Origin of the sequence: [Empedobacter] haloabium, assembly GCA_008011715.2 — a bacterium.
GTDB lineage: Bacteria > Pseudomonadota > Gammaproteobacteria > Burkholderiales > Burkholderiaceae_D > Rugamonas > Rugamonas haloabia.
The window spans coordinates 914,623-940,517 of record CP136508.1; the positions used below are offsets into that span (position 1 = coordinate 914,623).

The following is a 25,895-nucleotide window of genomic DNA, read 5'->3' on the forward strand; positions in this document are numbered from 1 at the left end:
TCATGCTGCTCTGGCTCGCACAGTATCTGCAGGACGACATCGGCGCCTTCCGCGTCTTTAACTTCATCACGTTCCGCGCCGTGTTCGCGACGATCACCGCATTGCTGATCGGCCTGTTGGCCGGTCCGGCCGTGATCCGCAAGCTGACGGCAATGAAGTACGGCCAGGCCGTCCGTACCGACGGTCCGCAGACGCACCTGAAGAAGCACGGCACCCCGACGATGGGCGGCGTGCTGCTGCTGATCGCGATCGGCATCTCGACCCTGTTGTGGTGCGACTGGTCCAATCGCCTGATCTGGCCCGTGATGGTCGTGACGATCGGCTTCGGCCTGGTCGGCTGGGTGGACGACTACCGCAAGGTCGTACGGCAGGACCCGGAGGGCATGCGCTCGGCCGAGAAATACTTCTGGCAGTCGCTGGTCGGCGTGGCCGCCGCGCTGTACCTGGCGTTCTCGGTGTCGGCACCCACGCCGGCCGAGGTGTTCCGCCTGTTCTTCGCCTGGGTGCAATCCGGCTTCTCGATGGACCTGCCGCCAAAAGCCGACCTGATCGTGCCATTCTTCAAGACGATCAGCTACCCGCTGGGCGTGTGGGGCTTCATCGCGCTGACCTACTGCGTGATCGTCGGCTCGTCCAACGCCGTCAACTTCACCGACGGGCTGGACGGCCTGGCCATCATGCCGACCGTGATGGTCGGCTCCGCCCTGGGCCTGTTCGCCTACCTGACCGGCAGCGCCACCTACTCGAAATACCTGTTCATCCCGCACATCCCGGGTGCCGGCGAGCTGATCATCTTCGTGGGCGCGATGGCCGGCGCGGGCCTGGCCTTCCTCTGGTATAACACGCACCCCGCCCAGGTCTTCATGGGCGACGTCGGCGCGCTGGCGCTGGGCGGCGCGCTCGGCACCATCGCCGTCGTCGTGCGCCAAGAGATCGTGCTGTTCATCATGGGCGGCATCTTCGTCGCCGAAACAGTTTCCGTGATCATCCAGGTGGGCTGGTTCAAGTACACCAAGAAGCGCTACGGCGTGGGCCGCCGGGTGTTCCTGATGGCGCCGCTGCACCACCATTTCGAACAGAAGGGCTGGAAGGAGACGCAGGTCGTCGTGCGCTTCTGGATCATCACGATGATGCTCGTGCTGCTGGGCCTCTCCACCCTGAAACTGCGCTGATCCGACCATGATCTACAACGGCAAAATCGCACTGGTACTGGGGCTCGGCGAATCGGGCCTGGCGATGGCGCAGTGGCTGGCCCGCTGCGGCGCTCTGCTGCGCGTGGCGGACACGCGCGCCGTGCCCGATCGCCTGCCCGTGCTGCGCGAAACGCTGCCGGGCACGCAGTTCGTGGCCGGGCCGTTCGACGCGAAGCTGCTCGATGGCGTCGACTTCGTCGCCGTCAGCCCGGGCCTGGCGCCGCACCGCGAGCTGGCCGAGATCATGCCGGCGGCGCAGGCCGCCAATATCCCGGTGTGGGGCGAGATCGAGATCTTCGCCCAGGCCCTGGCCTGGCTGAAGGAAGACCGCGGCTATGCGCCGAAGGTCATCGCCATCACCGGCACCAACGGCAAGACCACCGTCACGACCCTTACCGGCCAGCTGTGCGAGCGCGCCGGCCTGACCGTGCGCGTGGCCGGCAATATCAGCCCGGCCGCACTGGACGTGCTGCGCGAGGCCATGGCGGACACGGACACGCTGCCGCAAGCCTGGGTGCTGGAGCTGTCCAGCTTCCAGCTGCACACGACGTACAGCCTGCGCGCGGACGCGGCGACGGTGCTGAACGTGACCCAGGATCACCTCGACTGGCACGGCACGATGGACGCCTATGCGCACGACAAGGCGCGCATCTTTGGCCCGGATACCGTGCGGGTATTGAACCGCAATGACGCGGTGACCCTGCGCATGGCTGACCCGACTGGCGTCAACGTCACCTTCGGCACCGATGCGCCGGAAGCGCCGGGCAGCTTCGGCCTCGTCAACGAGCGCGGCGTGTACTGGCTGGCCACCAGCGAGCCGGTGGATGACGCCGAGCCGAAGAAGCGCCGCAAGAACGAGCCTGCGCCCGTCGTCGAGACCTACCTGAAGAAGCTGATGCCGGCCGATGCGCTGCAGATCCGCGGCACGCACAATGCCTCGAACGCGCTGGCCGCGCTGGCGCTGTGCCGTGCCATTGGCCTGCCGTTCGCGCCGCTGCTGCACGCGCTGCGCGACTACAAAGGCCAGCCGCACCGTGTCGAGCTGGTGGCGGCGATCGACGGCGTCGAGTTCTACGACGACAGCAAGGGCACCAATGTCGGCGCCACCGTGGCCGCCATCGATGGCCTCGGCAAGAGCTTCGGCGGCGAAAACCAGAAGCTGGTGCTGATCGCCGGCGGCGACGGCAAGGGCCAGGCATTCGAGCCGCTGGCCGACCCGGTCGCGCGCCACGTGCGGGCGGTGCTGCTGATCGGCCGCGACGCTCCGGCCATCCGCGCCGCGCTGGTCGATGCCGGCGTGCGCCTGGAGGATTGCGCCACGCTGGAAGAGGCCACCAAGCGCGCCGCCGCGCTGGCGCATGGCGGCGACGCCGTGCTGCTGTCGCCGGCCTGCGCCAGCCTGGACATGTTCAAGAACTACGCGCATCGCGCGCAGGTGTTCATCGACACCGTGCGCGAGCTGGCGCTGGACGCGGGGCAGGAGATCTGATGCAGCTGCCATTCAAATTCGCGGGCGGATCGACGGCGACGCCGATCGATATCCGCGCGCGCCAGTCGCGCATGATGGAATACGACCAGCCGCTGGTGTGGGTCGTGATCCTGCTCATGCTGCTGGGGATGGTGATGGTGTATTCCGCTTCGATCGCGCTGCCGGATTCGCCCAAGTTCGCCGCCTATTCGAATACTTACTTCCTGCAGCGCCAGGCCACGTTCATCCTGATCGCCGCGGTCATCGGCGCGTGTGTGTTCCGGGTGCCCGTGGCCACGCTGCAGGCGGGCGCGCCTTACCTGTTCATCGCCACGCTGCTGTTGTTGGTGCTGGTGCTGATTCCCGGCATCGGCATCGTCGTCAATGGCGGCCGGCGCTGGCTGCCGTTCGGCCTGGGTCAGCCTTCCGAGGTGATGAAGCTGATCATGGTGTTGTACGCGGCCGACTACACGGTGCGCAAGCAGGAATACATGCACAAGCTGACCAAGGGCTTCCTGCCGATGGCGCTGGCCGTCAGTTTCGTCGGCCTGTTGCTGCTGCTGGAGCCCGACCTGGGCGCGTTCGGCGTGATCGTCTGCATCGCCATGGGCATCCTGTTCCTGGGCGGCGTCAACGCGGTCTGGTTCGGCGGCATCGGCGCGATGCTGGTGACGATCTTCGTGTCGATCATCGCGCTGTCGAAATTCCGGCGCGACCGTTTCTTCGCCTACCTCAATCCGTGGGAGGAGGAGAACGCGCTGAACAAGGCCTACCAGCTGACGCACTCGCTGATCGCGTTCGGCCGCGGCGAACTGTTCGGCGTTGGCCTGGGCGGCAGCGTCGAGAAGCTGCATTACCTGCCCGAGGCGCATACCGACTTCCTGCTGGCCGTGATCGGCGAGGAACTGGGCCTGGTGGGCGTGCTGGTCGTGATTGCGCTGTTCTACTGGATCGTCAAGCGTGCGTTCGACATCGGCCGCCAGGCCATCGCCATCGACCAGACCTTCGCCGGCCTGGTGGCGAAGGGCATCGGCATCTGGATCGGCGTGCAGTGCTTCATCAACATGGGCGTGAACCTGGGGCTGCTGCCGACCAAGGGCCTGACCTTGCCGCTGATGAGTTATGGCGGCTCCGGTGTCGTCATCAACTGCGTGGGCCTGGCGATCCTCCTGCGCATCGACTACGAAAACCGCGTGCTGATGCGGGGAGGGCGGGTATGACGAAGCGCCTGATGATCATGGCGGCCGGCACCGGCGGCCACATCTTCCCTGGCCTGGCGATCGCGCAGACGATGCGCGCACGCGGCTGGGAAGTGACGTGGCTGGGCACCTCGCACGGCATGGAGCAGGAACTGGTGCCGAAGCAGGGCGTGGCGCTGGACGCGATCCATTTCAGCGGCATGCGCGGCAAGGGCCTGGGCCACACGGTGAGCGGCGCCTTCAAGATGGTGAAGGCGTTCGCCGACTGCTTCGGCTACATCGGCCGCAGGAAACCGGACGTGGTGCTGGGCATGGGCGGCTACGTGACGGTACCGGGCGGGATGATGGCGAAGCTGCGCGGCGTGCCGCTGGTGCTGGTCAATGCCGACGCGGCGCTGCTGCTGTCGAACAAGACCCTGGCGCCGGTGGCGGCGCGGGTCTGCTTCGGCTTCCCCGCCGATTTCGGCAGCGCCGCTTCGAAGGCCACGGTGACGGGCAATCCGGTGCGGCGCGAGATCCTCGACCTGCCGGCACCCGCGCAGCGCTTCGCCGGCCGTTCCGGTCCGCTGCGCGTGCTGGTGGTGGGCGGCAGCCTGGGTGCCAGGGCGCTGAACGATGCGCTGCCGGCCGGGCTTGCGCTGCTGGCCGAAGGCGAGCGCCCACAGGTCACGCACCAGTCGGGCAAGAAGAACATCGACGCGCTGCGCGCCGCGTATGCGCAAGCCGGCGTGGCGGCCAACGTGGTCGACTTCATCGACGACATGGCGGGCGAGTACGCGCGCGCGGACGTGGTGATCTGCCGTGCCGGCGCCATCACGGTCTCGGAATTGACGGCGGCGGGTGTCGCCAGCGTGCTGGTGCCGCTGGTCGCCTCCACCACCAGCCACCAGCGCGACAACGCGCAATGGATGGCAAGGCAGCAGGCATCGATCCACCTGCCGCAGACGGAACTGTCGGCGCAGAAAGTCGCCGAGCTGCTGCGCAGCCTGACACGCGCCGAGTGCGAGCGGATGGCGGCAGCGGCCCACGCGGTGGGCAAGCGCGACGCGAATGACGCGATCGCAACGGTATTAGAGCAACTGGCATAAGAAGAATATGAAGCATAAAGTCAAGAACATTCACTTCGTCGGCATCGGCGGCAGCGGCATGAGCGGCATCGCAGAGGTGCTGGTCACGCTCGGCTACAACGTGTCCGGCTCGGACCTGGGCAGCAATGCGGTCACGCAGCGCCTGGCCGACATGGGCGCGACCGTGCACCAGGGCCACGCGGCCGAATTCATCGGCGACGCCGATGCCGTCGTGACGTCCACCGCCGTCAAGGCGGACAATCCGGAAGTGCTGGAAGCGCGCCGGCGCAAGATCCCGATCGTGCCGCGCGCCGTCATGCTGGGTGAGCTGATGCGCCTGAAGCGCGGCATCGCCATCGCCGGCACGCACGGCAAGACGACGACGACGTCGCTGGTCGCTTCCGTGCTGTACAAGGGCGGCCTCGATCCGACGTTCGTGATCGGCGGACGCCTGACCGCGGCTGGCGCCAATGCCAAGCTGGGCTCGGGCGAATACCTGGTGGCGGAAGCGGACGAATCGGACGCATCGTTCCTGAACCTGGCGCCGATGATCGAAGTGATCACCAACATCGACGCCGATCACATGGACACCTACGAGCACGACTTCGAGAAGCTCAAGGCCGCATTTGTCCACTTCACGCACCGCCTGCCGTTCTACGGCCGCGCGATGCTGTGCGTGGACGATCCGCACGTGCGCAGCATCCTGCCGCAGGTGACGAAGCCGGTGACCACCTACGGTTTCGCCGAAGACGCCGAGGTGCGCGCCATCAATGCGCGCGCCGTCGGCACGCAGATGCATTTCACGGTGCAGCAGGAAGGCTATCCGGACACCGACTTCGTGCTGAACCAGCCCGGCATGCACAATGTGCAGAACGCCTGCTCGGCCATCGCCATCGCACGCGAGATCGGCATCGAGGACAAGGACACGCAGGCCGGCCTGGCCGAATTTGCCGGCGTGGGCCGCCGCTTCACCAAGTATGGCGACGTGACCGCCCCGAACGGTGCCACGTTCGCGCTGGTGGACGACTTCGGCCACCATCCGGTCGAGACGGAAGTGACCCTGGCCGCGGCGCGCGCCGCGTATCCGGGCCGCCGCATCGTGCTGGCGTTCCAGCCGCATCGCTACAGCCGCACGCGCGACCTGTTCGAGGACTTCGTCAAGGTGCTGGCGAAGGTCGACATGCTGGTGCTGGTGGACGTGTATCCGGCCGGCGAGGCGCCGATCGTGGGCGCCGACGGCCGCGCGCTGGTGCGCGCCATCCGCGCCCGCGGCCGCGCCGAACCCGTCTTCGTCGAGACCATCGCCGACCTGCCGGAAGCGATCATGAACGTGGTGCGCGACGGCGACGTCGTGCTGACGATGGGCGCGGGCGCGATCGGCGGCGTGCCGGCCAAACTGGTCAACTACCAACCGAACAACTGAGGCACGGCAATGACGACTCTCACTCAAGACGAAATCCGGGCACTGGGCAAGGTTGGCGTGCTGCTGGGCGGCCGCTCCGCCGAGCGTGACGTGTCCATCATGTCCGGCACCGGCGTGCTGCAGGCGCTGCAAAGCCAGGGTGTCGACGCGCACGGCTTCGATACCGGCACCCGTTCGCTGGCCGAGCTGGCGGCGGAAAAGTTCGACCGCGTGTTCATCGCGCTGCACGGCCGCTACGGCGAGGACGGCACGCTGCAGGGCGCGCTGGAGCTGTTGGGCATCCCGTACACGGGCAGCGGCGTGATGACCAGCGCGATCGCGATGGACAAGATCACGACCAAGATCCTGTGGCTGAAGGAAGGCATTCCCACGCCGGCGTATGCCGTGCTGCACCCGGACTCGGACCTGAACGCGGCCGCCGCCCACCTGGGCCTGCCGCTGATCGTCAAGCCGCCGCACGAGGGCTCGTCGATCGGCTTCTCCAAGGTGACGGCGCTGGCCGACTTCCAGGCCGCCTACGACAAGTGCGCGCCGCTGGACGACTCGGTACTGGCCGAATCCTTCGTGGCCGGGCGCGAGTTCACCGTGGCCGTGCTGGGCACGGGCGCGGACGCGCGCGCGCTGCCGGTGGTGGAGATCGTGGCGCCGCAGGGCGACTACGACTACCAGAACAAGTACTTCACGGACGTGACGCAGTACTTCTGCCCGCCGCAGCTGGACGAAGCGACGCAGGCCGAGATGCAGCGCCTGGCCGTGCAGGCCTACCGCACCCTCGGCTGCGAGGGCTGGGGCCGGGTCGACGTGCTGCTGCGCGCCGAGGATAACCAGCCGTTCCTGCTGGAGGTGAACACGTCGCCCGGCATGACCAGCCACTCGCTGGTGCCGATGGCCGCGCGCGCGGTGGGCATGTCGTACGAAGAGCTGTGCGTGGCGATCCTGCGCACGGCGCGCCTGAAGAACGCCAAGGGTTGAGAGACACATGTGGCATGACGCGAAAGCCCTGAATGCAACCGCCAACGGCATTTTCGCCGTGGTGGTGGGCGCTTGCGTTGCCGCAGGCGTGTGGTGGGTCGCGCACCGTCCTGTATTCGATTTGCGCACCATCCGCGTTGAGTCTCTGGACCGCGCCGAGCTGCGCCACGTAAAACCTCTTGACCCTGAAGAACGGCACGCAGGGCCGCATTGCCGGGAACTTCTTCACGGCCAACCTGGACGCGGTGCGCCAGGTGTTCGAGGCGGTGCCATGGGTACGGCGCGCCACGGTGCGACGCGAATGGCCGGACCAGCTGATCGTGGAAGTGGAAGAGCACGAGGCGCTGGGCACGTGGGGCGAGGATGGCCGGCTGCTGTCGGTGAAGGGTGACGTGTTTACCGCCAACCTGGCCGAGGCGGAAGAGGACCATGAACTGCCGCAGTTCTCCGGGCCGGAGGGCAGCGAGAAGGAAGTGCTGACGCGCTACGGCGAACTGCGCAAGTGGTTCGCCCCCGTGCAGCTGGTGCCGCAGGGCCTGGCGCTGTCGAGCCGCTATGCGTGGACGGTCACGCTCGATAACGGCATGAGCGTGGCGCTGGGCCGCGAGCAGACGCCGACGACGCTGAAGGAGCGAGTGCAGCGCCTGGTCGGCATCTGGCCCCAGCTGGCCAGCCGGGTGCAGAACATCGAGAACATCGACATGCGCTACCAGAACGGTCTGGCACTGTCGGCGACGGGACTCAAGATACCGGCCGAGAAGCCACACAGGTAGCTGTAAGACTTGACAGTAAAACCACAACAGACAAAGCAATGCGAGCCGTACGGCGGCAGCAACGACGACGAAAAGAACAGCAGGCAAAACAGATGACAAAAGACGCGAAAAACCTGATCGTCGGCCTCGACATCGGCACCTCGAAGGTGGTGGCGGTGGTGGCCGAGGTGATGGGCGATGGACGCCACGAAGTGATCGGGCTGGGTCAGCACGAATCGAAGGGCCTGAAGAAAGGCGTGGTGGTCAACATCGAAGCGACCGTGGAATCCATCCAGCGCGCCCTCGAGGAAGCGGAGCTGATGGCCGACTGCAAGATCCGCAACGTGTATGCCGGGATCGCGGGCAGCCATATCCGCAGCTTCAACTCGAGCGGCATGGTCGCCATCAAGGAAAAGGAAGTCACGGCGACGGACGTGGCGCGCGTCATCGAAACGGCGAAAGCGGTTAACATCCCCACGGATCAGCAACTGCTCCATACCGTGCCCCAGGAATTCATCGTCGACAGCCAGGAAGACGTGCGCGAGCCGATCGGCATGAGCGGCATTCGCCTGGAAGTGAAAGTCCACATCGTGACCGGCGCCGTCAGCGCCGTGCAGAACATCGTCAAGTGTGTGCGCCGCTGCGGGCTCGAGGTCTCCGACCTGATCCTGCAGCCGATGGCATCGGCCGACGCCGTGCTCACGCCGGACGAAAAAGAATTGGGTGTAGTGCTGATCGATATCGGCGGCGGCACCACCGACGTTGCAGTGTTCTCGGACGGCGCGATCCGCCATACGGCAGTGATCCCTATCGCCGGTGACCAGATCACCAACGACATCGCAATGGCCTTGCGGACCCCCACCTCGGAAGCGGAAGAAATCAAGATCCGTTACGGGGTGGCCAAGCAGGTGCTGGCAGATCCGGGGGAACACCTGGAAGTGCCGGGCCTGGGCGACCGCGGCCCCCGCAACCTCTCCCGCCAGGCGCTGGCTGCCGTCATCGAGCCGCGCGTGGAGGAACTGTTCGCCATGGTGCACCAGGTCGTGCGCGAGTCCGGCTACGAGGGCGTGCTCTCGTCCGGCATCGTGCTGACCGGCGGTACCTCGATCATGCCTGGCATGGTCGAAATGGCGGAGGACATCTTCCTGAAGCCGGCGCGCATGGGGACGCCGGATTATCGCGGCCAGCTGGCCGACGTGGTGCGCAGCCCCCGCTACGCCACCGTGCTCGGCCTGCTGCTGGAAGCGAAGAAGCAGTATCTGCGCGGGCATATCGTGACGCGCCAGGACGGGTCAGTGAAGGCGGTGTGGCAGCGCATGAAGGAGTGGTTCCTGGGGAACTTTTAACAAGGCGGCGCGGCGCGCGAGCGGCGCAGCCTGCCGGGACGGTACAAGATTTCAGGTTTTTGGGTTTTCTCATTCAATTATATTTTGCGCTGTTCAGTCGCCAGTTCTCCTACCGATATGAGGCCTGGCGCTTGAAACCGCATTCTTTTAGGAGCACATCATGGAGTTCGATATGGTCGATAACGCAGCACTGGGAACGGTGATCAAGGTCGTCGGCGTCGGTGGGGCCGGCGGCAACGCCGTGCAGCACATGATCAACAAGGGGATGAGCGGCGTCGAATTCATCGCCGCCAATACCGATGCCCAGGCGTTGTCGGCTTCCAAGGCCGGCAACATCATCCAGATCGGCGAGACCGGCCTGGGCGCGGGCATGAAGCCCGAGGTGGGCCGCAAGCTGGCCGAGGAGTCGCGTGCCCGTATCGAAGACGCGCTGCGCGGCGCGCACATGGTGTTCATCGCCGCCGGCATGGGCGGCGGCACGGGCACGGGCGCGGCCCCGATCGTGGCCGAAGTGGCCAAGTCGCTGGGCGCGCTGACGGTCGCCGTCGTCTCCAAGCCGTTCTCGCACGAAGGCCAGAAGTGCATGGACATCGCCGACGAGGGCCTGGAGCAGCTGTCGCAGAACGTCGACTCGCTGATCGTGATCCTGAACGAGAAGCTGGAAGAGATCTACGAAGACGAATCGCTGATCGAGTGGCTGCAGCACGCCGACGACGTGTTGAACAACGCGGTCGCCGGTATCGCCGAGATCATCAACGTGCCGGGCCACATCAACGTCGACTTCAACGACGTCAAGACCATCATGGGCGAGCAGGGCAAGGCCATGATGGGCACCGCCACCGCCTCCGGCGTGGACCGCGCCCGCATCGCGGCCGAGCAGGCCGTGGCGTCGCCGCTGCTGGATGGCATCGACCTGTCCGGCGCGCGCGGCGTGCTGGTCAACGTCACGGCCAGCCGCGGCCTGAAGGGCAAGGAGATCAAGGAAGTCATGGCCGCCGTGCGCGCCTTCGCCGCGCCGGACGCGTCGATCGCCCAGGGCATCGCCTACGACGATTCGATGGGCGACGCGATCCGCGTGACCGTCGTGGCGACGGGCCTGGGCAAGGCCAAGAAGCACGTGCAGCTGGTGCCGCAGCAGATGCTGCGCACCGGTACCAACGGCGCCCTGGGCGCGCAGGCCGCGCTGGGCGGCGGCGTGGGTTCCACCTCCGTCACGATGGGCACGGGCATCGGCGCCGGCCAGTCGTTCGAAGGCATGAAGGCACCGGCCGTGTGGCGCCGCGAATCGGCTTCCGAGCAGGTGCGCGCGATGGAAAAGAACGGCATGGAGACCTACGACATTCCGGCGTTCCTGCGCAAGCAGGCCGACTGATTCACTCGGCACCTCGCGGTGCCGCGGCCGGGCTGGTGTGAGAGCTGCCTGGCCTTTCGAGCAAGATTGCTCGCCCTCTGGCATACTGCTGCCGGAGGCTGGCCGCGCCTGACGCGGCCTTTTTTTCATCTGAACAGAGACACAAGGAGGTCAGCATGACCATCAAGATCGGCGACAAGCTGCCGGAAGGCACCCTGTCCGAATTCATCGAAGTGGAAACCGAAGGCTGCGCGCTGGGCCCGAACACGTTCAACGTGCAAGAGCTGGCCAAGGGCAAGAAGATCGCCATCTTCGGCCTGCCGGGCGCCTACACGCCGACCTGCTCGGCCCAGCACGTGCCGGGCTACATCGCTCATGCCGACGCGCTGAAAGCCAAGGGCGTGGACGAGATCTGGTGCATCTCCGTCAACGACGCGTTCGTGATGGGCGCCTGGGGCCGCGAACTGAAGGCCACGGGCATCGTGCGCATGTTCGGCGACGGCAACGCCGCGTTCACGAAGGCGCTGGGCCTGGACGCCGACTTCTCCAAGTTCGGCATGGGCACGCGCTCGCAGCGCTACTCGATGCTGGTCGAGGACGGCGTCGTCAAGCAGCTCAACGTCGAGCAGGGCGGCAAGTTTGAAGTGTCGAACGCGGAGACGATGCTGGGGCAGGTGTAATACCGCGCTGGCAGTAAGCCGTGGTGACAGGCCGCGCGGGGTATGCCGCGCGGCCTGTTGCGTTTGCGGGACTGGGGTCTGTCCCTGCACAGGGGCTGACCCTAATGCCGCTAAGTTAAGGAAAATCATTAGCCTGCTGCAGACGGCTTTGCACCCAACAGCGGAGAGCTGGGGTCAGACCCGGCGGGTCTGACCCCGGTTTTGGGCCTGGGGTTGAGGGATACGCCTGCGGCCCTGTGAGTCCTACATCCTTAACTTAGCGGCATTAGGGACTGACCCCGAAGTTTGGCGGAACGTTGGCGCCAGACCGTACATATCGGCAGGGCGATTCGAAACTCTGCCGCACTTCGGGGTCAGTCCCCTGCGGGGACAGACCCCGGTCTGCTTCTGATTGCTCAATTGCTCACGCAGGCGAAGCTCGCCGCCGCATCCACGCTGCCGCTGCCCAGGTAACGCGGGTAAGCCGGATAACGGCACAGTGGCCGCGCGCGGCCCTTCGTGGCAGGGCTCGTATCCGTCGCGCTCAGCGTGCCGGGCGCCGTACCCGCCGTGACCCACTGGTCCAGCACCGCCAGCGCATCCCATGCAGGCAGGAAGGTGCCCGTGCCATGGCCGAAGCCCGGTACCGTGTAGAAGCGCATGAAGCCGTCCACGCTGTCCTGGCCGTAGCGCGCGACCTCGCCCTGGTAGTAGGCGATCGTCGCGTTCGGGCTGATCACCTCGTCCGCCAGGCCATGCATCAGGATGACCTTGCCGCCACGGGCACGGAAGGCGTCCAGGTCCGGATTGGTCGCGCCCACCGTGGCGGACAGCTCCACCAGCCGGGCCAGCAGGGCGCCTGGATTATTGATATCGAACCGCAGCGTGTCGAACGCGGCATTCTTCGCGACGAAGTATTTGACGTAGCCGTCGCCCTGGGCGAACAGGTAGCCGTTGTCGAACGTCGGTGGCACGAGCAGCGTGCCGCTGCCGCCCAGGCCCAGCGGGCCGGAAAAGTCGGCGCCTTGCAGGATGTTGTAGCCCTGGTGCCGCTCGACGCCGTGCGCCAGCCGGTAGGGCAGCACGAGGTCGTCGGCGACCGCGCGTACCGTGGTGAGCTGCGCGTCCGACAGGCAGCGCTCGCCCAGGTCGGCGCCGCCCGCGCAGCGCAGCGCCGCCAGGATCGTGGCGCTTTTCGCGCGGCAGGCCGGTACGTTGGCGACGATGCGGTCGGCCAGGCCGTCATCGGCATCGCAGTGCGCCATCACCGTATCTCGGACCAGTACCTGCTTGGCGCGGCTGACGTAGCCGCCGGGCGTGCCATAGGCCGCCTGGCCGATCTTCACGCCGTGCAGCCGCACGCCAGTAAAGTTGAGGGCCGGCGCGCTGGCGACGACGCCGTCGTAGTCGGCCGGATAGCGCTGGATGGCCGTCATGCCTTCGCGCCCGCCCGTCGAGGCGCCGGCAAAATACAGCCGGGTGGGCAGCTTCAAATAATGCAGCCGCATCAGCGCGACGGCCGCGTCGCGTGTCTTCTTCAGGTGCTCGTGGCCGAAGTTGGCGATGGCCGCCTCGTCCAGCGCGAATTCGGCCGAGGCGCCGCTGCCGGTGTGGCCGGAGTCCGAACCGAACGTGGCATAGCCCTGCGCCAGCGGCACGCTGGCCGGCGCGAACGGTACCGGTGCCGTCGCATCGACGACGACACCGTTGTAGCCGGCGCCACCCATCTGCACGGCCTTGCCGTTCCAGCCAGCCGGAAGGTTCAACTGGAAGCGGATGTCCGGTGTGGCGCTGGCACCGCCGTTCGGTGCGCTCGTCGCGCCGGCGATCTTGCCCAGCACCTGGCAGTAGTTGCCCGTCGCCGCCGTCACCACGGCCGCCGATGTGACGCTGGCGCCACCCGTCGGCAGGCCGATGGCGCTGGCGGGTACGGTGCGGCTGGCCAGGTCGGCGCAGGCCACCGGTGTGACGGAAGCTGCGGATTCGGAGCCATGGCCGCCGCAGCCGGCCAATAACGCGGCGACAAGCGGGGCTGCCGCGCAGGCGGTCGCAGGGCGGTGAGCGGGCATGCGTGGGTCTCCTGTGTTTAGTTGCACACAGGATATTCGAACGGAACGGTTACGGTCCCTGGGAAACTATGCAGTTGCGGCCTTCTTGCGGCTGCGCTTCTTCGGCGCCAGCATGACGCCCGTGCAGGTAGGCGCGCCGCAGTGGCAGGCAAACGCCTTCTTCACGGCCGGGGTGTGGCGCTCGTCGTAGATGAGGCCGTAGTTGTACTTCAGCTCCTCGCCTTTTTCGATATCGACCAGCGCGTGGATGTACACGCGGCCTTCGTCTTCCATCGCTTCGCAGTTCGGCTCGCACGAATGGTTGATGAAGCGCGCCTCGTTGCCGCCGGCGCCGCCGTCGATCAGCATGCCGTCGTTGAGCGTGAAGAAGAAAGTGTGGTTGATCGGGCCGCCCTTTTCGGCGGTGCGGCGGCAGGTCTCGTCCCAGTCGACGCGCTCGCCCGTGTATTCGATGATGCGCTGGCCCGCCTTGATCTTGCGGCGGGCGAACACGCCGCGGCCGTGGATCGGCGACTCGTGCACTTCGAACAGGGGAGAGGGGGATTTTTTGGCAGGCGTGGTCATGTCGAAATGATACCGCGCGTTTGCGTTTCGCACGATTCGTTCCTGGCGTCTCGCGGATTATTTCGTCGGCGCCGTCGCCACGACCGTTTGCCGCGGTTCGCCCATCTCCTCCGCTCGCGGCGCGCGCGTGGCGGCGATGTGCCAGCCCTGCTGGCCGCGGCGCAGCACCAGCGTCTCGAGGTAGTGCGCCAACCCGCCCCGCTCGAGCGTGACGGCATAGCAGTCATCGCCTTGTCCGGCCCAGCGGAAGCGCGTCATCGGCGCGTTGCCATGGCCGATGGCGTCGGTGGCGTTGAACGCTTCGTCCCGGTCGGCCAGGCCGCCGATGCCCGCCTCGCCACGGCCCAGCAGTTTTTGTATATCGGCCGGCAGCTCGTCCAGCAGGAGCGGCAGCGACGGCCTGGCGCAATCCACGCCAGCCGGCAGGCCGGCGGCATGGGCGGGGAACTGCACGGCGCCGGCCAGCAGCGCGATCAGGCCTAGAGTCTTCATCGGGTGTCCTTGCAAAGAACGGCCAGTGTAAAGCATGGCCGCCGTGCAGGGCTCCTGACATTGTTACAAGTCTTTGCGTAGAATGGACGGGGACTGCCTATTTCGACCGGAGCCCCATTGACCCAGCACGCCAAGGACAACCTGCACGCCATCTATGCGATGATCGCCGCCGTCGCGATCTTCTCCGTGATGGACACGACCATGAAGCTGCTTGCCGCGCACTATCCGGCCATGCAGGTGACGGTGCTGCGTTCGTTCTCCTCGCTGCCGCTGGTGTGTGTCTGGGTTGCGTACCGCGGCAAGTTCAATACGATGCTGAAGGTGAACTGGGGCCTGCAACTGCTGCGCGGTGCGCTGGGCATCGGCATGCTGACCTTGTTCGCCTACGCCCTCAAATCGCTGCCGCTGGCCGAGACCTATGCCGTGTTCTTCATCGCGCCGGCGCTGATCACGGCGCTGTCGGTAATCGTGCTGAAGGAGCGGGTGGACGGCATGCAGTGGCTGGCCATCGTTGTCGGCCTGGTCGGCGTGCTGGTGGTGCTGCGACCCGACGGCACCAGCTTCATCTCCGTGGCCGGGTTGGCGGTGCTGGGCTCCGCCACCTGCTACGCGGTGTCCGCGATCGCCAGCCGCATCCTGTCGCGCACCGATTCCAACGAGCAGATCATGTTCTGGATCCTGATCATGATGGGCTGCGGGGCGCTGCCGCTGGCCTGGAGCGGCTGGGTGCCGCTGCGCCTGGAGGACTGGCCCCTGCTGGCGGGGCTGGCCGTCAGCGGCTTCCTCGGCCAGCTGGCCATCACGCGCGCGTTCAGCATGGGCAAGGCGTCCGTGGTCGCGCCGTTCGAGTACAGCGCGCTGGCCTGGGGCGTGGCGATCGACTGGGCGTTGTGGAACACGCTGCCGGACCGCTGGACCATCGTCGGCGCCGCCATCATCATCGGCAGCGGCGTCTACCTGGCGCGGCGCGAGGCCGTGCACGCGGAAGCGGAACATCCCTGACGCGGTGTTGCGCGGTGTTGTCTTGAAGTGTTTCATCGCATATCACATTCGTGAACCGGCCGCAACGCCCGCCGGCGAGCGGCCGGGAAAGCCGATATAATCGTCGGATGCTGAAACAACGTACGATCAAAGAACAGGTCCGCACCATCGGTGTGGGAGTGCATTCCGGAACCAAGGTGGAACTGACGCTGCGACCCGCGCCGCCCGATACGGGCATCATCTTCACGCGCGTCGACCTCAAGCCCCCGGTCGTCTTCCCGGTGGGGCCGATGGAGATCGGCGACACCCGCATGGCGACCGTGATGATCCGTGACGGCGCCCGCGTCTCCACCATCGAGCACCTGCTGTCGGCCTGCGCCGGCCTGGGGATCGACAACCTGTACGTGGACGTCAGCGCCGAGGAAATCCCCATCATGGACGGTTCCGCGTCGTCCTTCGTCTACCTGCTGCAGCAGGCCGGCCTGGCCGAGCAGGAGGCGCCGAAGAAGTTCATCCGCATCCTGAAACCCGTCGAAGTGCGCGACGGCGAGGGCGCAGAAGGAAAAATGGGCGCGCCTGGTGCCGCACGAGGGCTTCAAGCTGGACTTCTTCATCGAATTCAACCATCCGGCGGTAGACGGCACGGCGCAGCGCGCCCAGGTCGATTTCGGCCAGCACTCATATATCCAGGCGGTGGCGCGGGCGCGCACCTTCGGCTTCATGCAGGACGTGGAAATGCTGCGCGGGATCGGCCTGGCCCGGGGCGGCTCGCTGGAAAACGCCATCGTGATGGACGAATACCGCATCCTGAACCCGGACGGCCTGCGCTACGACGACGAGTTCGTGCGCCACAAGATCCTGGACGCCATCGGCGACCTGTACGTGATCGGCCACCCGCTGATCTGCGCCTACGAGGCGCACAAGTCCGGCCACGCGCTGAACAACCTGCTGCTGCGCGAGCTGCTGGCCCACCCGGACGCCTACGAGATCGTCACCTACGATTCGGCCGACGAGGCGCCGCCGTCGTATGCGCGCCAGCTGGACCAGGAATGGGCCTATAACTAGTGCATCAACCGTCGCGGCGGTGCGCCACCAGCCGGCGCAGCGCCGCGATCAGCCCGGCGTTCTGCTTGGTCGGCTCCAGCTTGTCCGACAGTTCGGCGAACGACTCCACCCCCACCTCCGGAATCACCAGCTTGCGCGGCTCGACCGGCGGCGTGGTCATCTCCCGCATCATCTGCACCTTCAGGCGGACGTTGTCGATCTGCCACCCCTTGCGCGCAAGCGCTTCTTGCAGTTTTGGCAATTGCTGTTTAAGCTTGGCGGCGACCGACGCGTTCGGGGTCGACAGCACCAGCACGCCGTCCTCGAACGACAGGATCTCGCAGAACGAAAAGGCGGTCGGCAGCACGGCGGCACAGTCCTGTTGTAATTGCGCCATGCGTTGCACGGCCGGCAACAGCGCCGCCATGCGGTCGTGGCGGCGCAGGAAGTCCGTCGCTTCGACGGCGGTCCGGTTCTGGTTGAAGGAGTTGAATCGCATCGGCGAAACATATCATAGCCAGCGGCGCATGTGCAGCGCTGGCCGGCCTGGGTGCAAGGCCGGCAGGAATATTTCCTGATTCGCTATTGTGTTACTGGTGGCAATCCCAACCTGACCCGCATGCTAAAATTACAGGTCTTTCGTCATCGGCGGGCAGCACGGAACATCGCCGCAGGCATCGGCGCTCCGGGCAAGGTCGCAGGGCGGCTCATGAAGCAGGCTCTGGAAGCGGGCTTTTTTTAACGGCGTTTATACAAGAATTCAAGCATGTCCTTACTGACCCAGATTTTCGGCAGCCGTAATCAGCGGTTGCTCAAGCAGTACCAAAAAACGGTAAAAGCGATCAACGCACTGGAGCCGGAATTCGAAAAGCTGACCGATGCCCAGCTGCAGGCCAAGACGCCCGAGTTCCGCGAACGCGTCGCCAAGGGCGAGGCGCTGGACGACCTGCTGGTGGAGGCGTTCGCCGTCTGCCGCGAGGCGTCCAAGCGCGTGTTCAAGATGCGCCATTTCGATGTCCAGCTGATCGGCGGCATGGTGCTGCATTACGGCAAAATCGCCGAAATGCGCACCGGTGAAGGCAAGACGCTGACCGCGACCCTGGCCGCCTACCTGAATGCGCTGTCCGGCAAGGGCGTGCACATCGTCACCGTCAACGACTACCTGGCGCAGCGCGACTCGGACACGATGGGCAAGCTGTACCGCTGGCTGGGCCTGACGACGGGCGTCAACCTGTCGCAGATGGACCACGGCGTCAAGCAGGCCGCCTACGCCTCCGACATCACCTACGGCACCAACAACGAATTCGGCTTCGACTACCTGCGCGACAACATGGTGTTCGAGGTGCGCGAGCGCGTGCAGCGCGGCCTGAACTTCGCCATCGTCGACGAAGTGGACTCGATCCTGATCGACGAGGCGCGTACCCCGCTGATCATCTCCGGCCAGGCCGAGAACCACACGGACCTGTACCACAAGATGAACACGGTGCCGCCGCAGCTGGTGCTGCAGGTCGGCGAAGAGACGCCGGACGGCAAGGGCAAGGTCGAGGTGCCGGGCGACTACACCAAGGACGAGAAGGCGCACCAGGTGCTGCTGACGGAAGCGGGCCACGAGAAGGCCGAGGCGATCCTGACGCAAATGGGCCTGCTGCCGGAAGGCGCGTCGCTGTACGACTCGGCCAACATCACGCTGGTGCACCACCTGTACGCGGCGCTGCGCGCGCACGCGCTGTACCACAAGGACCAGCACTACGTGGTGCAGAACGGCGAAGTCGTCATCGTCGACGAATTCACCGGCCGCATGATGACGGGCCGCCGCTGGTCGGACGGCCTGCACCAGGCGGTGGAAGCGAAAGAGGGCGTGCGCATCCAGAACGAGAACCAGACGCTGGCCTCGATCACGTTCCAGAACTACTTCCGCATGTATGCCAAGCTGTCCGGCATGACCGGTACGGCCGATACCGAAGCCTACGAATTCCAGGAGATCTACGGCCTGGAGACGGTCGTGATCCCGCCGAACCGCCCGTCCGCGCGCAAGGACAAGCAGGACCAGGTCTACAAGTCGGCGCAGGAAAAATACGGCGCCATGCTGAACGACATCCGCGACTGCTACGAGCGCGGCCAGCCGGTGCTGGTGGGTACCACGTCGATCGAGAACTCCGAGCTGCTGTCGTCGATCCTGACCAAGGCCAAGCTGCCGCACAACGTGCTGAACGCCAAGCAGCACGCGCGCGAGGCCGAGATCATCGCGCAGGCAGGCTCGCCGCGCGCCATCACGATCGCCACCAACATGGCCGGTCGCGGTACCGACATCGTCCTGGGCGGCAACGTCGAGAAGCAGATCCAGTTCGTCGAGGCCAATCCCGAGCTGTCGGACGCGCAGAAGGCCGAGCAGGCCGCCAAGCTGCGCGACGGCTGGCAGGCGCTGCACGAGCAGGTGGTGGCGGCCGGCGGCCTGCACATCATCGGCACCGAGCGCCATGAGTCGCGCCGGGTCGACAACCAGCTGCGCGGCCGTTCCGGCCGCCAGGGCGACCCAGGCTCGTCGCGCTTCTACCTGTCGCTGGACGATCCGCTCTTGCGCATCTTCGCCGGCGACCGCGTGCGCGCCATCATGGAACGCCTGAAGATGCCGGAAGGCGAACCGATCGAGGCGGGCATCGTCACGCGCTCGATCGAATCGGCCCAGCGCAAGGTCGAAGCGCGCAACTTCGACATCCGCAAGCAGCTGCTGGAATACGACGACGTCGCCAACGACCAGCGCAAGGTGATCTACCAGCAGCGTAACGAGCTGCTGGAAGCGACCGACATCTCGGAGATGATCCAGAACCTGCGTCACGGCGTGTTCACGGACGTGGTGCGCGAATACGTGCCGGCCGAATCGGTCGAGGAACAGTGGGACGTGCCGGCCCTGCAGGCCACGCTGGCCTCGGAGTGGCAGATCAACCTGCCGCTGACGGAGATGCTGGAGAAGGAAACCAACCTGACCGACGAGGACATCGTCGAACGCGTGCTGGCCGCGGCGGACGAGCAGTACAACGCCAAGATCGCCATCGTCGGCAAGGAAGCGTTCGGCGGCTTCGAGCGCAGCGTCATGCTGCAAAGCGTGGACAGCCACTGGCGCGAGCACCTGGCCGCGCTGGATCACCTGCGCCAGGGCATCCACCTGCGCGGCTACGCGCAGAAGAACCCGAAGCAGGAATACAAGCGCGAGGCGTTCGAGCTGTTCGGCCAGATGCTGGACATGATCAAGAACGAAGTGGTGAAGATGGTCATGACGGTACGCATCCAGTCGCGCGAGGAAGTGGAGGCTGCGGAAGCGCAGATGGCCGCTGCCGCCGCGCACCTGGAGAACGTGCACTACCAGCACGCCGACTTCAACCCGAACGCGGCGCCGGAAGAGCTGCTGGCACCGATGGCCACGCCGTCGAACATGCCGGAAGTGGGCATCAGCAACGCGCCGAAAGTGGGCCGCAACGACCCATGCCCTTGCGGCAGCGGCAAGAAGTACAAGGCTTGCCACGGCAAGCTGTCCTGATGCACCGGTAAAACCCGAGGCACCGGGGACAGGCACCTGTCTCAGGGCGGTAACGCCCTGAGACAGGTGCCTGTCCCCTTGGGTTTCAGACAACTCGTTAAAGCCAGGCCAACGCAACTGTTGCGTTCCCGCCTCCGCGCCACCCTCCCGGCGCCGTCTTTGTAGTTTTTCCATCGCGCAACAATACCGGTATCGCTAGACTGGGTAGACCCACAATCCGCCCGCGTCCGCCATGTCCCTGTTCCGCCGCCTGTCGATCCAATTCAAACTGATGCTCAGCATGGGCCTGTGCCTGCTGCTGTTCATCGCCATCTCGTCCACGCTCAGCGTCATGATGAGCAGCGCGCATCTGCGCGAGCGCGTGGTCGAAACGGAACTGCCGGCGCAGGTTGGCGAGATCCGTAACGACATCCTGCGCCAGATCGCCGAGCCGGTGGCCGTATCGCGCGCGCTGGCCAACGACACCTTCCTGCACGCCTGGCACGATGCCGGCACGCCGGACGAGGGCGTGGCCGGCTGGCGCGAGTACGCCAAGCGGCTGCAGGGCTTTACCCACGCGGCCACCGTGTTCTGGGTCTCGGCCGACAGTGGCAAGTACTACACGGAGGCTGGTTATGACCGCACGCTGTCGAAGGCCGCGCCAGGCGACGGCTGGTTCTACAGCTTCCTGGCGAGCAGCGTGCCGTACCGCCTCGACCTGGACAAGAACCCTGGCAGCGACGACTACATGTTGTTCATCAATACCCGCGTGGAGACGGCCGGCGGCAAGCTGGCGGCGGCTGGCCTCGGCCTGTCCGCCAATACGCTGGCGCAGAGCATCCGCGGCTACCGGCTGGGCCAGTCCGGCTCCGTCTACCTCGTCAATGCGGAAGGCACCATCCTGGTCCACAAGACCGTGGCGCTGGCCGACGGCAAGCACAAGCTGCGCGACCTGCCCGGCTTCACACCGGCGCTGGTGGAGCAGCTGTTCAAGCGCGAGAAATTCGCCCATGCGCGCTACGACGGCGCCAATGGCGCGCAGTTCGTCGCTTCGTCGTTCGTGCCGGAGCTGAACCTGTACGTCATCGCCGAAGTGCCGGAAGCGGAGGTGCTGGGCGACGTGGCGAAATCGGCCACCGTATCGGCGCTGATCGCGGCCGTCGTCGGCGGCGGCATCGGCCTCGTCGCCATCTGGCTGATCGCCCGCGCCATCGCCGGCCCGGTGATGGGCGCGGCGCGTCTGCTGGAGGAAATCGCCAGCGGCGACGGTGACCTGAGCCGCAAGATGCCGGTCGCCAGCGAGGACGAGGTGGGCGCGCTGGCGCGGGCCTTCAACCGCTTCGTGTCGTCGCTGGGCACGACGATCGCCGAGGTGCGCGACAGTACCACCGTCATCGCCGCCGCCAGCAGCGAGATCGCCAACGGCAATATGGATTTGTCCGGCCGTACCGAAGCACAGGCTTCCAGCCTGCAGCAGACCGCCGCCGCGATGGAGGAGTTGACGACGACCGTGCGCCAGAACGCCGACAACGCGCTGCAGGCGAACCGGCTGGTGGCCGCCACCGCGCAATCGGCCGGCAAGGGCGGCGACGTGGTGGCGCAGGTCGTCACGACGATGGCCGACATCTCGGCCAGCTCGCACAAGATCGCCGACATCATTTCCGTCATCGACGGCATCGCGTTCCAGACCAATATCCTGGCGTTGAACGCGGCGGTGGAAGCGGCGCGCGCGGGCGAGCAGGGCCGCGGCTTCGCCGTCGTCGCCAGCGAAGTGCGCCAGCTGGCGCAGCGTTCCCACGCGGCGGCCAAGGAGATCCGCGAACTGATCCTCGATTCCGTCGGCAAGGTCGATGCCGGCAGCGCCCTGGCCGATGGCGCCGGCGCGGCGATGACGGAGATCGTGCAGTCGGTACGCGAAGCCGAGGCACTGATGAAGCAGATCGCCATCGCCAGCCAGGAGCAGAGCCAGGGCATCGGCCAGGTCAACCAGAGCGTGGCGCAGATGGACGATGCCACGCAGCAGAACGCCGCGCTGGTCGAACAGGCCGCCGCGGCGGCGGCCTCGCTGCAGGAGCAGGCCGGCAAGCTGGAACAGGTTGTCGCCACGTTCAAGCTGGAACACTGAACCGACCGGGCATGACTTCCGGCACTGCCGGACCGTCCGCTCCCTTCCTACACTTCCCCTCGTGAGCGCCGCACCCCGCGGCGCGCCTGCGAGAGGGAAGTCCATGCTACGAAATACCATTGGCGCATTGTGCATCGCCGCGCTGCAGGCCGCCTGCGGCGGCGACGATACGCCATCTCCGTCATCGATCCAGCAGTCGTTCCTGCGGGCCGAGGCCGAACGCGTGCGCGCCGCCGCCGGGCTGCCCGGCGTGGCGGTGCTGACGGCAGGGGCCAACCACGTGGACGTCGCCATCAGCGGCGTGCGCCGTGTCGGTGCCGCCGCGCCGTTGCTGACCGCCGACCCGCTGCAGGCCGGCTCGCAAACCAAGGCCGTCACCGCCATGCTGCTGGCCCGGCTGGTGGAGCAGGGCAGGCTGCGCTGGGACAGCACGCTGGCCGAGCTGCTCCCCGCCTGGCGCGACGAGATGCAGCCGGCGCTGCGCGACGTCACGGTGACGCAGCTGCTGCGGCACCGGGGTGGGTTCAAGCGCGATCCTGACGAGGCCGACGCCGCGGCAGTACTGCCGCGCGCCACGGGCGACCTGGTGGCGGACCGCGCGCTGCTGCTGCGCCACCTGCTGCGGCAGGAGCCCGGGGCGACACCCGGCACCTATGCCTATTCCAACGTCGGCTACATGGTGGCAGGGCTGGTCGCGGAGATCGCGGGTGGCGCACCGTTCGAAACATTGGTGCAACGCGAGGTATTCAGGCCGCTGGGAGTGCAGGCCACGTTCGGTTTCCCGGAGGATGCCGAACCCGTCACCGTGGCCGGCCACGAACGGCGCGACGGCGCATGGCGGCACGCCGATTACCCCGCCGTCGACCGCTATAACATGGCACGCGTCGAGGCCGCGGCGGGCGGCATGTCGATCGCCATGCCGGAATACGCCAAGCTGCTGCGCGAACACCTGCGCGGCCTGCAGGGCGCTTCCACCTTCCTGCGCCAGGAAACGTGGCAACTGATCCATGCCGGCGACGGCGGCGATTACGGCTTCGGCTGGAGCATCGCGGAGGTCAGGGGCAAGGGCCGCGTCAGCGCCCATGCCGGCAGCTGGGGCAGCTATTACATGTTCGCGCTGCTGGTGCCGGAGCAGGACCGCGCCGTCGCCGTCGCCTGCAACTGCTACGGCGACGAAGCCGTCGAGCAGCTCGACCGCCTGGCGCGCCAGCTGGCGCTGGACGAACCGCGCTAATGGAAGAGCCCGTGTCTCACCGCGGGGTCAGTCACCGAAGTGGGACACGGGCCCAACCGTTGCGCGGCGAGCGCCCATGAAAAAGCCCGGCGCTGGGCCGGGCTCGGATACTGCGGTGACGCGATTACTGCAGCGTGAGGATGACCTTGACGGTGTCGTCCACCGCCGACTTGTCGATGTAGCCGATGGCTTTCGGGTCGTCCGCCACGGCCTTCTTGACCTCGGCGTTCGACTTGAATTCCTTCGGTTCCGCCGTGGCCTTGCCGGTAAACACCAGCTTGGACCAGATGGCCTTGACCTGGGCGGCGTCCTTGTCCGTTACCTTCTTGTAGAAGTCGTTGCGGATGGCGGAGCCTTCGGCCTGGTCGATCGGCGTGAACATCGTCGATTTGCCGAGGAAGAACTGGGCAGCCTGCTCGGAGAACATGCGGCTGGCCGGGTTCTTGGCACTGACGATGACGACGGTTTCTGCCGCGGCCGGCAGTGCTGCCGTGGTCACGGCGGCAGCGATCAGGGACAGGATGGTTTTTTTCATTAGCTTATCCTCAGAAGACGAAATCGACACCCGCGGCGACGACGGTCACATCCTTGCCCACACCGGCCGGCTTGACGTCGGTCAGGTAGCCGTTCTTGGCGCCCGGCTTGACGCGGTCGATCTGGAACTTGGCGGCGGCGGACTTGGCGAAGTCCCAACGCACGCCGATGCTGTCCGTCTTTTGCTCGGAACCGGCCAGCAGGGCCTTGACGCCGGCGTTCAGGGTCGGGATGCGGGCCAGCGCGGCTGGCGTCGTCACGGCGGCACCCTTGCCGTCGTAGTTGGCGTGGCTGTAGTACGGCAGGAACTTGCCGAAGCGGTAGCCGGCCATCAGGTACCAGGCATCGCTTTCCGACAGGTAGACCGGTTCCTTGGCGCGGCGCATGCCGTATTCGCTCTGCACGACGATATTGTTCCAGTCAGCCAGCAGGCCGACGGACGTGAACGACATGCGCTTGCCTTCGGCGATGCCGATATCGCTGGCCAGCTGGGTGAAGCCCAGCGAGCGCAGCGTGCCGGTCAGCGATTCGATCGGCTTGACGCCCGGCGCTTTCAGCTTGGCTTCGGCGTAGGCGAAACGCAGCGTGACCGGGCCGTGTTCCGCAGCAACGGCGACAGCGAAGGCCGGTGCCTGGAAGCGCACTTCGGAACGGTCGGCCGGCACGAACGACTTGCCGCGGGCGATACCGGCAACGGCCTGGGCGGTCACGTTGGTGTCGCCGAAGCTGTGCTGCCAGTTCACGTCGGCGCCGTCCAGGTTCTCGATGATGTTCTGGCCGTACATTTCGATCGGCGGACGCATCATCGTGTTGGCGTAGCCCACGTTCTGGTAGTCGGAGATCAGGAAGGCCGGCACGACGACGCGGCCCAGGCGCACGGCGACTTCATCGGTGACCTTGTACTTGACGAAGGCCCACGCCAGTTCGGTCGTGAAGGATTCGCCGGAGGTCTTGCGCGACAGGATCTGCGCGGTGGCCGACATCTTGTCGTTGAAGGTGTAAGTGCTCTGCAGGCCCAGGTTCGAATCGAGGCCGAACGTGTAGGTGCCGGCGGTGCCTTCGCGCTGGTTGACGCGGGTGAAGCGGGCGTCTTCGGTGTTGCTCTTGGCCGCTGCCAGGGTGCCGAAGCCGCTGATGGTCAGGTTTTCGCCGCCCAGGGAGGCCGCGTTCGCTTGTGCGAAGCAGAGGGCACCCAGGATGGATGCGACTAACAGTTTTTGTTTCATGCTGGGGTCCGTTCGTAGTGTTTTGGGTGTTGGGGTAGTGCTCTTCGCGGCGCCGCTGCGGAGGTGGGGAAGCGGCTGCGCACGATGTCGTGCATGCAGGTGCTACCTTATTTGATATTGCTGTGGAGTATCAATGAAAAACTGAGAAGAGATATATTTAATGAAATCTTCTGTCGTTTTTTGTGGACTCCACAGGGCGCAAGCGAGTCGTTTTGGCAATGAAAAAGCCCGGCGCGAGGCCGGGCTTTGCATTCCGCGCGGAGCGGATTACTGCAGGGTCAGGATGACCTTGACCGTGTCGTCGACGGCCGATTTGTCGATGTAGCCGATGGCTTTCGGGTCTTCCGCCACGGCCTTCTTGACCTCGGCGTTGGACTTGAATTCCTTCGGTTCGGCGGTGGCCTTGCCGGTGAAGACCAGCTTGGACCACAGTGCCTTCACCTGGGCGGCGTCCTTGTCCGCGACCTTCTTGTAGAACTCGTTGCGGATGGCGGAGCCTTCGGCCTGGTCGATCGGCGTGAACATCGTCGATTTACCCAGGAAGAACTGGGCGGCCTGTTCCGAGAACATGCGGCTGGCCGGGTTCTTGGCGCTGACGATGACGACGGTCTCCGCCGCGGCCGGCAGGGCGGCCATGGCCATGGTGACGGCGATGATGGAAGCGATGGTTTTTTTCATGAAG

At 66.1% G+C, this 25,895-nt stretch carries 21 protein-coding genes and 2 pseudogenes; 16 read left to right on the top strand and 7 right to left on the bottom strand.

The features are described from left to right. Positions 1–2: 2 nt before the first annotated feature. The 10 genes and pseudogenes from mraY (at position 3) to E7V67_004185 (ending at position 11,451) form a co-directional block, all read left to right on the top strand. Entirely contained in the window at positions 3–1,172 is a 1,170-nt protein-coding gene (gene mraY, locus E7V67_004140; protein WUR14302.1) for a phospho-N-acetylmuramoyl-pentapeptide-transferase, read from the top strand. Between the two features lie 7 nt (positions 1,173–1,179). After that, a complete protein-coding gene (gene murD, locus E7V67_004145) occupies positions 1,180–2,682 on the top strand; it encodes a UDP-N-acetylmuramoyl-L-alanine--D-glutamate ligase (GenBank protein WUR14303.1) in 1,503 nt (500 codons plus the stop codon). After that, a complete protein-coding gene (gene ftsW, locus E7V67_004150; protein ID WUR14304.1) occupies positions 2,682–3,881 on the top strand; it encodes a putative lipid II flippase FtsW in 1,200 nt (399 codons plus the stop codon). Before murD ends, ftsW begins: the two co-directional genes overlap by 1 nt. Then, positions 3,878–4,948: an undecaprenyldiphospho-muramoylpentapeptide beta-N-acetylglucosaminyltransferase gene (gene murG / locus E7V67_004155; GenBank protein ID WUR14305.1), complete on the top strand. Its 1,071-nt coding sequence runs from the start codon at positions 3,878–3,880 to the stop codon at positions 4,946–4,948. Before ftsW ends, murG begins: the two co-directional genes overlap by 4 nt. 7 nt (positions 4,949–4,955) lie before the next feature. Further along, entirely contained in the window at positions 4,956–6,350 is a 1,395-nt protein-coding gene (murC, locus tag E7V67_004160) for a UDP-N-acetylmuramate--L-alanine ligase (protein WUR14306.1), read from the top strand. 9 nt (positions 6,351–6,359) lie between these two features. Then, on the top strand, positions 6,360–7,322 hold the full coding sequence (locus E7V67_004165) for a D-alanine--D-alanine ligase (protein ID WUR14307.1): 963 nt from the start codon (positions 6,360–6,362) through the stop codon (positions 7,320–7,322). 7 nt (positions 7,323–7,329) lie between these two features. Then, positions 7,330–8,095: pseudogene (locus E7V67_004170) on the top strand (cell division protein FtsQ/DivIB). A gap of 92 nt (positions 8,096–8,187) precedes the next feature. Next, on the top strand, positions 8,188–9,420 hold the full coding sequence (gene ftsA / locus E7V67_004175) for a cell division protein FtsA (protein ID WUR14308.1): 1,233 nt from the start codon (positions 8,188–8,190) through the stop codon (positions 9,418–9,420). Positions 9,421–9,580: 160 nt separating this feature from the next. Next, positions 9,581–10,792 carry a cell division protein FtsZ gene (ftsZ, locus tag E7V67_004180; GenBank protein WUR14309.1) on the top strand — a complete coding sequence of 404 codons (1,212 nt, stop codon included), beginning with the start codon at positions 9,581–9,583 and terminating at the stop codon, positions 10,790–10,792. 155 nt (positions 10,793–10,947) lie between these two features. After that, entirely contained in the window at positions 10,948–11,451 is a 504-nt protein-coding gene (locus E7V67_004185; GenBank protein WUR14310.1) for a peroxiredoxin, read from the top strand. A 395-nt stretch (positions 11,452–11,846) separates the two neighbouring features. Here the strand turns inward: E7V67_004185 and E7V67_004190 are convergent, their stop codons facing one another. From E7V67_004190 to E7V67_004200, 3 genes are all read right to left on the bottom strand, one after another. Further along, on the bottom strand, positions 11,847–13,499 hold the full coding sequence (locus E7V67_004190) for a tannase/feruloyl esterase family alpha/beta hydrolase (protein ID WUR14311.1): 1,653 nt from the start codon (positions 13,497–13,499) through the stop codon (positions 11,847–11,849). Between the two features lie 66 nt (positions 13,500–13,565). After that, entirely contained in the window at positions 13,566–14,063 is a 498-nt protein-coding gene (locus E7V67_004195; protein ID WUR14312.1) for an SET domain-containing protein-lysine N-methyltransferase, read from the bottom strand. A gap of 57 nt (positions 14,064–14,120) precedes the next feature. Beyond that, on the bottom strand, positions 14,121–14,555 hold the full coding sequence (locus tag E7V67_004200; protein ID WUR14313.1) for a hypothetical protein: 435 nt from the start codon (positions 14,553–14,555) through the stop codon (positions 14,121–14,123). 159 nt (positions 14,556–14,714) lie between these two features. Here E7V67_004200 and E7V67_004205 point away from each other — a divergent pair, with 159 nt between their 5' ends. Together E7V67_004205 and lpxC are read left to right on the top strand one after the other, a co-directional pair. After that, positions 14,715–15,557 (top strand): DMT family transporter, encoded by an 843-nt coding sequence (locus tag E7V67_004205; protein ID WUR16226.1) that lies wholly within the window; start codon positions 14,715–14,717, stop codon positions 15,555–15,557. A 107-nt stretch (positions 15,558–15,664) separates the two neighbouring features. After that, positions 15,665–16,601 (top strand): annotated as a pseudogene (lpxC, locus tag E7V67_004210) (UDP-3-O-acyl-N-acetylglucosamine deacetylase). Between the two features lie 4 nt (positions 16,602–16,605). Here lpxC and E7V67_004215 read toward each other — a convergent pair. After that, positions 16,606–17,079, bottom strand: a complete 474-nt coding sequence (locus E7V67_004215) for a DciA family protein (protein WUR14314.1) — start codon at positions 17,077–17,079, stop codon at positions 16,606–16,608. A 30-nt stretch (positions 17,080–17,109) separates the two neighbouring features. On the opposite strand from E7V67_004215, the gene E7V67_004220 reads away from it, so the two are divergent. The 4 genes from E7V67_004220 (at position 17,110) to E7V67_004235 (ending at position 23,453) form a co-directional block, all read left to right on the top strand. Next, the gene (locus tag E7V67_004220; protein WUR14315.1) at positions 17,110–17,322 is read left to right on the top strand and encodes a hypothetical protein; all 213 of its coding nucleotides are present in this window, start codon (positions 17,110–17,112) and stop codon (positions 17,320–17,322) included. Between the two features lie 24 nt (positions 17,323–17,346). After that, positions 17,347–20,115 (top strand): preprotein translocase subunit SecA, encoded by a 2,769-nt coding sequence (gene secA / locus E7V67_004225; GenBank protein ID WUR14316.1) that lies wholly within the window; start codon positions 17,347–17,349, stop codon positions 20,113–20,115. Positions 20,116–20,347: 232 nt separating this feature from the next. After that, positions 20,348–22,219: a methyl-accepting chemotaxis protein gene (locus tag E7V67_004230; protein WUR14317.1), complete on the top strand. Its 1,872-nt coding sequence runs from the start codon at positions 20,348–20,350 to the stop codon at positions 22,217–22,219. Between the two features lie 103 nt (positions 22,220–22,322). After that, complete coding sequence (locus E7V67_004235) at positions 22,323–23,453, top strand: serine hydrolase domain-containing protein (GenBank protein WUR14318.1); 1,131 nt, start codon at positions 22,323–22,325, stop codon at positions 23,451–23,453. Between the two features lie 124 nt (positions 23,454–23,577). Here the strand turns inward: E7V67_004235 and E7V67_004240 are convergent, their stop codons facing one another. From E7V67_004240 to E7V67_004250, 3 genes are all read right to left on the bottom strand, one after another. Continuing rightward, entirely contained in the window at positions 23,578–23,988 is a 411-nt protein-coding gene (locus E7V67_004240; protein ID WUR14319.1) for a hypothetical protein, read from the bottom strand. A gap of 10 nt (positions 23,989–23,998) precedes the next feature. Further along, complete coding sequence (locus tag E7V67_004245; protein ID WUR14320.1) at positions 23,999–25,213, bottom strand: hypothetical protein; 1,215 nt, start codon at positions 25,211–25,213, stop codon at positions 23,999–24,001. Positions 25,214–25,480: 267 nt separating this feature from the next. After that, positions 25,481–25,891 carry a hypothetical protein gene (locus tag E7V67_004250; GenBank protein ID WUR14321.1) on the bottom strand — a complete coding sequence of 137 codons (411 nt, stop codon included), beginning with the start codon at positions 25,889–25,891 and terminating at the stop codon, positions 25,481–25,483. Between the last annotated feature and the right edge of the window lie 4 nt (positions 25,892–25,895).